Genomic DNA, 12,900 nt, shown 5'->3' with positions numbered 1-12,900 from the left:
CTGAGCTATCGCCAGCTCAACGAGGCCGCCAACCGTCTGGCCCATCACCTGATCGGTCAAGGCGTACAGGCTGACAGCCGAGTGGCGGTGTGCCTGGAACGTGGCCCGAACCTGCTTGTCGGTCTGTTGGCGGTGCTCAAGGCCGGTGGTGCCTACGTGCCGCTTGATCCGGGTTACCCGACCGAGCGTCTGGCCTACATGCAGGCGGACAGCGGAGCCCTGACCCTGCTGGTCGATGCCAAAACCCAAGAGCGTTTTGCCGATAACACGCTGCAACTGGTGAATCTGGATGCCAGCACCTGGGCGGCGCAATCTTCCGAGAACCCAGTGGTGCCAGGCCTGAGCGCCGACCATCTGGCTTACGTGATCTACACCTCTGGTTCCACTGGCACGCCGAAAGGCGTGATGGTCGAGCATCGTGGCCTGTGCAACCTGGTGCAATGGAGTTCGCAGTTGATTCTGCCAACGCCTGAAGGCGCCTTGCTGCACAAGACGCCGGTCAGTTTCGATGCGTCGGTATGGGAACTGTTCTGGCCACTGTGCGCGGGTCTGCGACTGGTGCTGGCGCGCCCGGACGGGCATCGCGACCCGGCTTATCTGGCGCAGTTGATCATCGAGCGACAGGTCAGCGTGGTGCAATTCGTACCGGCTTTGCTGCAACAGTTCCTGGAGCTGGAAGAAAGCAGCCAGTGCGACTCCCTGACCGATATCGTCTGCGGCGGCGGCGAACTGACCGAGGCGCTGGCCCGTCAGGTGCGTCAGCGCTTGCCAGGCGCACGTCTGCATAACGTCTATGGTCCGACCGAAACTACGGTGGATTGCAGCGTCTGGACCCTGGAGCCTCAGGACTCCGTGCCAGACAGCGCATTGCCTATCGGCCGCCCCATCAGCAATACCCGCCTGTATGTACTGGATGCCTACGATCAGCCCGTGCCCCAAGGCGTGGTGGGCCAGTTGCACATCGGCGGTGCCGGTGTCGCCCGCGGCTACCTGAACCTGCCGCACATGCAGGCCGAGCGCTTTATCGACAGCCCGTTCGTGGCAGGCGACCGCCTGTACCGCAGCGGCGACCTGGTGCGTCAGCGTGCCGATGGCACTCTGGAGTTCCTGGGTCGTAATGACTTCCAGGTCAAGTTGCATGGCCTGCGAATCGAGCTGGGCGAGATCGAAGCACGCCTGGCCACTCATCCGGCCATTCGTGAAGCGGCAGTCCTGCTGCATAACGAGCGTCTGGTGGCCTGGTTCAGTTGCCATGAAGGCCAGGAAACTCCGGGCATCGAAGCCTTGCGTGAATATGTGCTGGCCGGGTTGCCGGACTATATGGTGCCTTCTGCCTATGTCGCGCTGCCAACCTTGCCCCTGAGCCCCAACGGCAAGCTCGACCGCGCAGCCTTGCCGGAGCCGGGCGCGCAAGCGGTGCTGAGCCGCAACTACGAAGCCCCTCAAGGCGAGACAGAAACCCAGCTGGCTTCACTCTGGGCCGAGCTGCTGCACGTGGAAACCGTCGGTCGTCAGGACAACTTCTTCGAGCTGGGCGGGCATTCGTTGCTGGCCGTGACCCTGATCGCCCGCATGCGCCGCTTGGGCATGACCGCCGATATCCGCGTGCTGTTCGTCCAGCCGACCCTGGCTGCACTGGCCAACTCCGCCGACAGCAGCATCGGCAGCGAACTGCAGGTTCCGGCCAACCGGATCGGTGCTGATTGCCAACACATCACCCCGGATCTGCTGCCACTGGTAGCGCTGGAACAGAGCGCCATCGACCGTATCGTCGCCAGCGTTCCCGGTGGTGCAGCCAACGTGCAGGACATTTACCCGCTGGGGCCTTTGCAGGCGGGTATTCTTTACCATCACCTGGCAGCGGGCGATAACGATCCGTACTTGCTGCAACCGCAGTTCGCCTTTGCGGATGAATCTCGCCTCGAAGCGTTCAGCAATGCATTGCAACGGGTTATCGAGCGCAACGACATCCTGCGCACGGCTTTGCTCTGGGAAGGATTGCAGGCTCCTGTGCAAGTGGTCTGGCGTCAGGCTCGTCTGAAAGTCGACGAGATCCCGCTGCAAGACCTGGCCAGTGCGCCACGCATGGACCTGACCCAGGCTCCGTTGCTGCATCTGGTGCATGCCCGTGATCCGGCCACCCAGCGGATTTCCGCTGTGCTGCGCTTCCATCACGTGGTCATGGACCATGTGGCCCTTGAAGTGCTGGGCCACGAGTTGCAGGCCATGCTCCTCAATGAAGAAGCACAGTTGGCGGCACCGGTGCCGTATCGCAACTATGTTGCTCAGGTCCTGCAAGGTCCGGGCGATGAAGCCCATGAAACCTTCTTCCGCGAGCAACTGGGCGATATCGATGAGCCGACCCTGCCTTACGGCCTGCCTGTGGCGGCTGGCGAGGGTGAGCTGAGCGAAGCGCGACTGCCGCTGGATGTCGCCTTGTGCGGCAAGGTCCGCGAGCAGGCCCGGCAACTGGGTGTCAGCGCTGCAAGCCTGATGCACCTGGCCTGGGCTCAGGTGCTGGGCCAGTTGTCCGGCCGCGACAGCGTGGTGTTCGGCACGGTATTGCTCGGACGTCTGCAAGGTGGTGAAGGTGTGGAGCGTGCCCTGGGCGTGTTCATCAACACCTTGCCGCTGCGCATCGATCTGGGCGACCAGCCGGTAAGTGACGCGGTACTCGACACCCATCGCCGCCTGACCGGCCTGCTTGCCCACGAGCATGCCCAACTGGCCCTTGCCCAGCGTTGCAGTGCCTTGCCGGCTGGCGCGCCGTTGTTCAGCACGCTGCTCAATTACCGCCACAGCGCGGCACCTCAGGCCAGGGACGAAGCCGCCAGCACCGCCTGGAAAGGCATCGACGTGCTGAATGCCGAAGAGCGCAGCAATTATCCGTTGACCCTGAGCATCGACGATCTGGGCGAAACCTTCAGCCTGACCGCTCAGGCGGCACAAGGCATCGATGCCCAGCGAGTCTGCGGTTATCTGCAGGAAGCCGTGGCCAATCTGGTCGAGGCGCTGGAGCAGCAGCCTGAAAACGGCCTGCAGCAGTTGTCGGTGCTGCCAGCGGCAGAGCGTCAGCGCTTGCTGGTGGGCTTCAATATCACCCGTCGCGATTACCCTCGCGAGTTGCCGGTGCATCGCCTGTTCGAGCAGCGCGCAGCCGCGCATCCTCAGGCCGTGGCAGCCGTGCATGGCAGCCGCTCGCTGAGTTACGGCGAACTGAACGAGCGCGCCAACCGCCTGGCTCATTATCTGATCGGCCAGGGCGTCAAACCCAATGATCACGTGGCGATCCTGCTGCCGCGTTCCATTGACATGCTGGTCGGCCAACTGGCCATCGGCAAGTGCGCGGCGACCTATGTGCCGCTGGACATCAATGCACCCGCCGAGCGTCAGGTCTACATGATCGAAGACTGCAAGGCTGTGTTCGTGCTGGCTCAGCGTGCCGCGTCGATTGACTCTGCCACCCCGCGCATCGACCTGGACCAGCTGGTTCTGGACGATCAGCCGGCCCATGATCCGGCTCTGGTGCAGAACTCCAACAGTGTCGCGTATGTCATGTACACCTCCGGTTCCACCGGCGCACCGAAAGGCGTGTGCGTGCTGCATCGCGGCATTGCCCGTCTGGTGCTGAACAATGGCTTCGCCGACTTCAACGAACAGGACCGTGTGGCCTTCGCCTCCAACCCTGCGTTCGATGCCAGCACCATGGAAGTCTGGGGTGCCTTGCTCAACGGCGGGCAACTGCTGATCATCGACCACCAGACCCTGATCGACCCGGCGCGTCTCAGCGATGCCTTGCGCACTGTCAGCGTGCTGTTCCTCACCACCGCGCTGTTCAACCAGTACGTGCAACTGATCCCCGAGGCACTCAAGGGCCTGCGCTACCTGATGTCCGGCGGCGAACGTGCCGATCCGGCCAGTTTCCGCGCCATGCTGGAACATGCGCCGGGGCCACGTCTGGTAAACGGCTATGGTCCGACCGAAACCACCACCTTTGCCACCACCAACGAAGTGCGGGAAGTGGCCGAAGGTGCCGAGTCGGTTTCCATTGGCCGTCCGATCGGCAATACCAGCATCTATGTGCTGGATGCTCATCAGCGTCTGGTGCCGCAGGGTGTTATCGGCGAGCTGTACATTGGCGGCGACGGCGTGGCGCAGGGTTACCTGAACCGTCCGGACCTGACTGCCGAGAAATTCCTCACCGACCCGTTCAGCGATGAGCCGGGTGCCACGATGTACCGTACCGGCGACCTGGGTCGCTGGCTGGAAGATGGCCAGCTGGAATGCCTGGGCCGTAACGACGATCAGGTCAAGATCCGTGGCTTCCGTATCGAGCTGGGCGAAATCGTCAGCCGTCTCCACGAACTGCCCAGTGTCCGTGACGCCGTGGTACTGGCCCGTGAAGACGAGCCGGGACGTGTGCGTCTGGTTGCCTACTTCACCCAGCATCAGGACGTCGAAGCCCTCACGTCCGAGCAGATGCGTGCGGCCTTGCAGGCCAACCTGCCGGAATACATGGTTCCCGCCGCGTTCGTCGAGCTGGAAACCCTGCCGTTGACCGCCAACGGCAAGCTCGATAGCCGTGCGCTGCCCAAGCCGGATCGTTCGGCGCTGTTCGGCCAGACCTACGAAGCGCCGCAAGGCGAGATCGAAATCGCTCTGGCACAGATCTGGGCCGACGTGCTGCAGGTTGAGCAAGTGGGTCGCCACGATCACTTCTTCGATCTCGGCGGGCATTCCCTGTTGGCCATGCGCATGGTTTCCCAGGTTCGTCAGCAATTGGGTGTCGAGTTGCCATTGGGTGAACTCTTTGCCCTGGGCGAGCTGGCTGCAGTGGCAGCGGCTGTGTCCGGCATCGGGCGTAGCGAGCAAATGCAGATTCTGCCGGCGGCTCGTGACCAGTCGCTGCCGTTGTCCTTCGCCCAGCAGCGCCTGTGGTTCCTGGCGCAGATGGAAGGTGGCAACGAGGCGTACAACATCCCTATGGCCCTGAGCCTGCAAGGCGCTCTCGATGTGCCTGCGCTGTCCCGTGCCCTGGCTCGTGTCATCGAGCGTCACGAAACCCTGCGCAGCCGCTTTGTCGCTCTGGAGGACGGTGCAGAAGTGCTGTTTGCGCCGGTATCCGATGAAGTTGTGCTGCCGGTTGAAGACCTGCGCCATACCCCTGAAGCTCTGGCTGAGCGGGTTCGCACAGAAGCTGCGGCACCTTTCGACCTGACCCGTGGCCCGGTGATCCGTGGTCGCCTGTTGCAGGTGGCCGACGATAATCACGTGTTGTTGCTGACCGTGCACCATATCGTCGCCGATGGCTGGTCCATGGGCGTGCTGACCCGTGAACTGCTGGCCTTGTACCCGGCCTTGCGTGTGGGTGAGGCTGATCCTTTGCCGCCACTGGCGATCCAGTACGCCGACTATGCCGTCTGGCAGCGTCAATGGCTGACGGGCGAGCGTCTGCAACAGCAGTCCACCTACTGGCGTGAAGCACTGGGCGGCGCACCGACGCTGTTGATGTTGCCAACTGACCGTCCACGTCCGGCGCAACAGGATTTCACGGGCGGTAGCCTTGCGGTGCATCTGGATGCAAACCTGAGCAGCGGCCTGCGGAATCTGGCTCAACGTCAGGGCGTAACGTTGTACATGACGCTGATGACAGCCTGGGCGACGCTGCTGGCGCGCCTGTCCGGACAGAACGATGTGGTGATCGGCAGCCCGATGGCAGGCCGTGGTCGCACCGAGCTGGAGGGGCTGGTCGGCTTGTTCGTCAACACCCTGGCCGTGCGTATCGACACCTCGGGCGCACCGACCGGCAAAGCCTTGCTGGCACAGGTCAAGAAACGTGTTCTGGAAGCTCAGGATCACCAGGACCTGCCATTCGAGCAGGTGGTGGAAATCGTGCGTCCGGAGCGCAGCCTGGCTCACGCGCCACTGTTCCAGACCACCTTGAACTGGCTCGCGGGCGAAGGTTCGGTTCCGGCAATGGACGGGCTGATCGTCTCGCCGGTCGAGCAGGCCAGCCAGGTGTCCAAGTTCGACCTGTCGCTGAACCTGGGCGAGCAGGGCGAAACACTGGTCGGCACGCTGGACTACGCGCTGGCGTTGTTCGACGAAGCCACTGTGGGTCGTTACGTTCATTACTTCGAGCAACTGCTGCAAGCGCTGGTGGCCAACGAGCAGACCGTGCTGGATCAGGTCGCGCTGGTGGGCGAGCAAGAGCGTCAGTATCTGCTGGAAGCACTCAACGCTACAGACCTGGAAGTCCCGCAAGGTCAGACCATCCATGGTTTGATCGAAGCCCAGGCTGTTCAGCAACCCGATGCCATCGCCTCGCAAGTGGGCGATCAGCACCTGAGCTACAGCGAACTGAACAGCAAGGCCAATGCCTTGGCCCATCACCTGATCAGCCTGGGCGTGCGCCCGGATGACCGCGTGGCCGTGGTGGCCCGTCGCGGGCTGGAAACACTGGTCGGCCTGTTGGCCGTGCTCAAGGCGGGCGCGGGTTATGTGCCGGTGGACCCGGCGCATCCGGATGAGCGTATCGCTTATCTGCTAAGCGATAGCGCACCGGTGGCCGTCTTGACTCAGCACACACTGCTGGCCGGTCTGCCGCCCTTGTCGGTGCCGGTGATTGCTCTGGATCGCCCGGACTGGGTCGATCAGCAAAGCAATCCTCTGGTGCCAGGCCTGACGGACGCCAATCTGGCCTACGTGATCTACACCTCCGGCTCGACCGGCCAGCCAAAAGGCGTGATGGTCGAACACCGCACCTTGAGCAATCTGGTGCACTGGCATTGCGAAGCCTTTGATCTGCAAGCTGGCAGCCATACTGCCAGCGTTGCCGGTTTTGGTTTCGACGCCATGGCCTGGGAAGTCTGGCCAGCCCTGTGCGCCGGTGCGACCTTGCATGTGCCGCCTGCGGATGTGAGCAACGAGCAACTGGATTCGCTGCTGGACTGGTGGCTGGCTCAGCCGCTGCAAGTGTCCTTCCTGTCGACACCAGTGGCCGAATACGCTTTCAGCCGCGATTTGCGTCACCCGACGCTGCGCACCTTGCTGATCGGTGGCGACCGCTTGCGTCAGTTCCACCGTGATCCGGGCTTTGCCGTGATCAATAACTACGGCCCGACCGAAGCCACGGTTGTGGCCACTTCAGGTCAGCTGCTGCCCGATGGCAGTCTGGATATCGGCAAGCCGATTGCCAACACCCAAGTTTACCTGCTGGACGAGCATCAGCAACTGGTGCCGTTTGGCGTAGCCGGTGAACTGTATGTGACGGGCGATGGCGTGGCCCGTGGCTACCTGAACCGTCCGGAAATGACCGCCGAGCGCTTCCTCGACGATCCATTCAGCAATCAGCCGGGTGCGCGGATGTACCGCACCGGCGACCTGGCGCGCTGGAATGCCGATGGCACGCTGGAATACCTGGGTCGTAACGACGATCAGGTGAAGATCCGTGGCGTGCGTATCGAACTGGGCGAGATCGAAAGCCAGTTGGGTCAGTTGTCGGGTATCGAAGAAGCGCTGGTGCTGGCGCGTGAAGATGAGCCAGGCCAGCCGAGACTGGTGGCCTATTTCATCCAGCAGGCCAATACGGCGCCGACGTCTGTTACCGAGTTGCGTGCCGAGCTGTTGACGGTCTTGCCGGGCTATATGGTGCCCAGCGCCTTTGTGCGTCTGGATGCCTGGCCGCTGACCGCCAATGGCAAGGTCGACCGCCGTGCCTTGCCTGCTCCGGATCGCGATGCATTGCCGGGTCGCGACTACGAGGCGCCGCAAGGTCAACTGGAAACCGATCTGGCCGAAATCTGGAGCGAGTTGCTGCAGGTTGACCGGGTAGGGCGTCACGACAACTTCTTTGAGCTGGGCGGTCATTCGTTGCTGGCGGTTACCCTGGTGGCGCGCATTCGTCGTCTCGGCCTGGAAGCCGATATCCGCGTGCTGTTCGCCCAGCCAACCCTGGCCGCCCTGGCCAGCGGCATCGGCAGCAGCCATGGCGTGCAAGTGCCGGCCAACCTGATCACTGCGGATTGCTCGCGCATCACGCCGGATCTGTTGCCGCTGGTGACGCTGGATCAGCCTGCCATCGACCGTATCGTCGCCAGCATTCCTGGCGGTGCTGCGAACGTGCAGGACATTTACCCGCTGGGGCCGTTGCAGGCCGGTATTTTCTACCATTACCTGACGTCGGTTGAGGACGATCCTTACCGCTTGCAGGCGCGCTTTGCCTTTGCCAATCGCGAACGTCTGGACGCGTTCTGCTCGGCCTTGCAGCGTGTCATCGCCCGTAACGATGTGTTGCGCACTTCGCTGAGCTGGGAAGGTCTGGAAACGCCGGTGCAGGTGGTCTGGCGCAATGCCGAACTGCCGGTGGTGGAAGTGCCGCTGGCCGCCTTGAGCGACGCCGAGCCGCTGAATCTGGACGCGGCACCGCTGTTGCGTCTGGTACATGCCGATGATCCGGACAACCAGCGCATCGTCGCCGTGCTGCTGTTCCATCACCTGATCATGGACCACATGGCGCTGGAGCTGCTGAGCCACGAGTTGCAAGCCGTATTGCTGGGCCTTGAGGCGCAATTGCCTGAGCCGGTGCCGTATCGCAACTACATCGCTCAGGCTCTGCTGGGGCCTGGCGATGAAGCCCATGAAGCGTTCTTCCGCGAACAACTGGGGGATCTGGACGAACCGACCTTGCCGTATGGTCAGGCAACTTTGCCGGGCGCGGATGTGCCAGGCGAAGCCCGGCAGCGTCTGGATGCGGCCTTGTCCCGTCGGGTCCGCGATCAGTCCCGCCAGTTGGGCGTCAGTGCCGCAAGCCTGATGCATCTGGCCTGGGCTCAAGTGCTGGGCCACTTGTCCGGTCGTGAAAAAGTGGTGTTCGGCACCGTGTTGCTCGGACGCTTGCAGGGCGGTGAAGGGGTTGAGCGCACCCTGGGTGTGTTCATCAACACCTTGCCGCTGCGTATCGACCTGGGTAACCAGCCGGTGCGCGACGTGGTTCTGCAAACCCATCGCCGCCTGACCGGGCTGTTTGCCCACGAGCATGCGCCGCTGGCACTGGCCCAGCGTTGCAGCGCCTTGCCAGCGGGTGCGCCGTTGTTCAGCGCACTGTTCAACTATCGCCATAGCGCTGCCCCGCAAGCTGCTGACGAAGCAGCCAGCACGGCCTGGCAGGGTATCGAGCTGTTGCAGGCCGATGAGCGCAGTAACTATCCGCTGACCCTGAGCGTCGACGATCTGGGCGAGGACTTCGAGCTGAGCGCGCTGACCTCGGCAGGTATCGATGCGCGGCGTATCTGCGCGTATCTGATCAACGCTGTGGAAGGTTTGATGGCGGCGCTGGAGCAGTCTCCGCAGACGCCGGTCGAGGCGCTGGGCATCCTGCCAGTGGCCGAGCGGATCGAACTGCTTGAAGGCTTCAACGATCATCTGGCCGCGCATGAAACGGCACTGACCGTTCACCAGCGCATCGAGCAGCAGGCTGTCTTGCAACCCGATGCCGTTGCCGCGCAAGTGGGCGTGCATCACTTGAGCTACAGCGAGTTGAATCGCCGTGCCAATGCCCTGGCCCATCACCTGATCGGCCAAGGCGTGCGCCCGGATGATCGGGTGGCGGTGGTTGCCCGTCGCGGGCTGGAAACCCTGGTCGGCCTGCTGGCTGTGCTCAAGGCAGGCGCGGGTTATGTGCCGGTGGACCCGGGGCATCCGGACGAGCGCATCAGCTACCTGCTGGAAAACAGCGAGCCGGTGGTGGTGTTGACTCAGCTCGACCTGCTGGCGCGTCTGCCGGAACTGCCGGTACCGGTGATTGCTCTGGATCGCCCGGACTGGGCCGCCAACCCCGAGAACCCGCTGGTTCCGGGCTTGACCTCGGGCAATCTGGCCTATGTGATCTACACCTCGGGCTCTACCGGCCTGCCGAAGGGCGTGATGGTCGAACACCACACCCTGAACAATCTGGTGGACTGGCATTGCCAGGCCTTCGACTTGAAAGCTGGCAGCCATACCGCCAGCGTGGCGGGTTTTGGCTTCGATGCCACGGCCTGGGAAATCTGGCCAGCCCTGTGTGCCGGTGCCGTGCTGCATATTCCGCCAGCCGAGGTGGAAAACGAACAGCTCGATTCACTGCTGGACTGGTGGCTGGCTCAGCCGCTGCAAGTGTCCTTCCTGCCGACGCCGGTGGCCGAGTACGCTTTCAGCCGCGAGCTGCGTCATCCGACCCTGCGCACCTTGCTGATCGGTGGCGACCGCCTGCGCAACTTCAACCGTGATCCGGGCTTTGCCGTAGTGAACAACTACGGCCCGACCGAAGCCACAGTCGTGGCCAGCTCCGGCACCATGGAAGTGGGCGGCGTGCTGCATATCGGCAAGCCGGTGAGCAATGCCCGTCTTTATGTACTGAACGAGCGTCAGCAGCCGGTGCCGCTGGGCGTGCCGGGCGAGTTGTACATCGGCGGTGCCGGTGTTGCCCGTGGCTATCTGAACCGACCGGACCTCACCGCCGAGCGCTTCCTCGACGATCCGTTCACTGCGCAGCCGCAAGCACGGATGTATCGCACCGGCGACCTGGTGCGCTGGCTGGCCGACGGAACCCTGGAATACCTGGGCCGTAACGACGATCAGGTGAAGATCCGTGGCGTGCGTATCGAACTGGGCGAAATCGAGCAGCAACTGGCGCTGTGCCCAGGCATCGGCGAAGTGGTGGTCACGACTCAGCGTCTGGAGCAGGGGACGTTGCGTCTGGTGGCGTACTTCACCCGTCTGGACCCCGAGCTCGACGGCAGCACCTTGCGCACCCATCTGTTGGGCCGCTTGCCGGAATACATGGTGCCAGCCGCTTATGTCGGCCTCGATGCACTGCCGCTGACCCAGAACGGCAAGGTCGACCGCCGTGCCCTGCCGGTGCCGAGCCTGGATGCCATGGCGACCGCCACCTATCAGGCACCTGAAACACCGCTGGAAGAGCGTCTGGCCGAGTTGTGGGCCGAGGTGCTGGAAGTCGAGCGAGTAGGGCGTCACGACAGCTTCTTTGAGCTGGGCGGTCATTCCCTGTCGGCGATCCGTCTGGTCAGTCTGATCCAGAAGTCCGGTGTGCCGCTGACGCTGGCCGAGCTGTTCCAGCATTCCAGCATCGCTGCGCTGGCCGGTCTGCTCGACCAGCGTCCGGCCGGGCCTACAGAAGCCGAAGAGGTCATTACCGTGCGGGCGGACGGCAAACAGCCTCCGTTGTTCCTGGTCCATGACTTCACCGGACTGGATGCTTACTTCCCGGTGCTGGGCCGTCATCTGCAAGGCGACTTCCCGATCTACGGATTGCCGGGCATCGGTCTGGGGCAACCGCAACTGCGCACCATGGAATGCCTGGCTGCGCGTCTGGTAGGGCTGATTCGCGATGTGCAGCCACATGGCCCGTATCGTCTGGCTGGCTGGTCGTTCGGCGGGGTGCTGGCCTATGAGGTTGCCACGCAACTGCTGGGCATGGACGAGAAGGTCGACTTCCTCGGCCTGCTCGATACCTATGTGCCGCGACTGACCGATCAGGGCAAGGCGCGCTGGCAAGGGCCGAACCTGCTGGAGCGGCAACTGCTGTCTCATTGCACCGCGCACTGGAAGGCTCAGGGCGAAGCGGGTGTTGCGCCACTGGCGCGTCTGGCTTCGATTCTGGAGCAACCGGCCATGCCGGGCTTCGAGGCGCTGCTGTTGCTGTGTCGCGACGAACACCTGCTGCATCCGGAACTGGCTCAGGCCAGCGATCAGCAACTGCAGCACTTCCTTGAGCGGGAAGTGGCCCATGGTCATGCCCTGGCCCATTACCGACTGGAGCCCATCAGCCTGGCGGTTCACCAGTTCCGCGCCGAGGAGCGTCCGATGGCGCCGGCCGGAACCAGCGCGACCCTGGGCTGGGCTGAGGCCTTGCAACCCGGACAACTGCACAGCATTGATGTGCCGGGCGATCACCAGACCATGATGCAGGCACCTCATGTGCAGGTGCTCGGTCAGGCCATCGCTCAGGTGCTGGCTGCGGAACCTGCGAAGGCTCCGGCAGCGCCTGCCTATCAGGCCTTGCTGGCGATCCAGAGCGGCAAGAATGGCAAGACGCCGCTGTTCTGCATACCGGGTGCCGGTGACAGCGTCACCAGCTTTATCGGCCTGGTGGAAGCATTCGGGCCGGACTGGCCAATCTACGGCTTGCAGCCACGCGGCCTTGACGGGCGCAGCGTTCCCCATAGCCAGGTCGAGGCCGCGGCAGACCGTTACGTGCAGGAAATCGAGGATTTCTACCCGCAAGGTCCGCTGCATCTGGTCGGCCATTCCTTTGGCGGCTGGGCGGCTCATGCCATGGCTGTGAAGCTTCAGTCACGTGGCCGGGAAGTGGCGTCCCTGACCCTGATCGACAGCGAAGCGCCGGGCGGCCAAGGCGTGCTCAGCAAGCCTTACACCACCACAGCGGCGTTGAAGGAACTGATCGAGGCGCTGCAGATTTCCAGCGGCAAGCGTCTGGACCTGGATCAGCAAGGCTTCAACGACGGCGATGATGCCACCCAGTTGCGGTTGCTGCAGGAAGCCATGGTGCGTGTTGGCCTGTTGCCGCCACGCCTGGCGCCACAGGCTCTGCACGGGATCTTCCGCACCTTCGCCACGGCCTTGCGCACCGTTTACCTGCCAGGCCAGGGGTATACCGGGCCGGCCAGTCTGGTGCGGGTGACGGACACGCGCCTGGATGCCGAAGCCAACCTGATCGAGCAGGCCGCCATGGCCGTCGGCTGGCAGCACCTGTTGCCGCAACTGGCGATCTGGGATGGCCCGGGCAACCACTTCAGCATCCTCAAGGCGCCAGACGTCTACAGCCTCGCGGCATGGTGGTACGACAGGCTGACAGTCGGGGTCGAGGAAACGCTGTCATGA

General features: G+C 63.4%; 1 protein-coding gene (running past one end of the window). It reads left to right on the top strand.

What is annotated here, in order from left to right:
• A protein-coding gene (locus KQP88_RS12600) for a non-ribosomal peptide synthetase (protein WP_216703200.1) crosses the window boundary here: on the top strand, window positions 1-12,900 show its 3' portion. It extends 4,839 nt beyond the left edge of the window; only the last 12,900 of its 17,739 coding nucleotides appear in the window; its start codon lies off the left edge, out of view; the stop codon is at window positions 12,898-12,900.

This window comes from Pseudomonas lijiangensis, from assembly GCF_018968705.1.
Lineage (GTDB): Bacteria > Pseudomonadota > Gammaproteobacteria > Pseudomonadales > Pseudomonadaceae > Aquipseudomonas > Aquipseudomonas lijiangensis.
The sequence above is the reverse complement of the archived record's forward strand: the minus strand, read 5'-3'. Positions and strand labels throughout refer to the sequence as shown.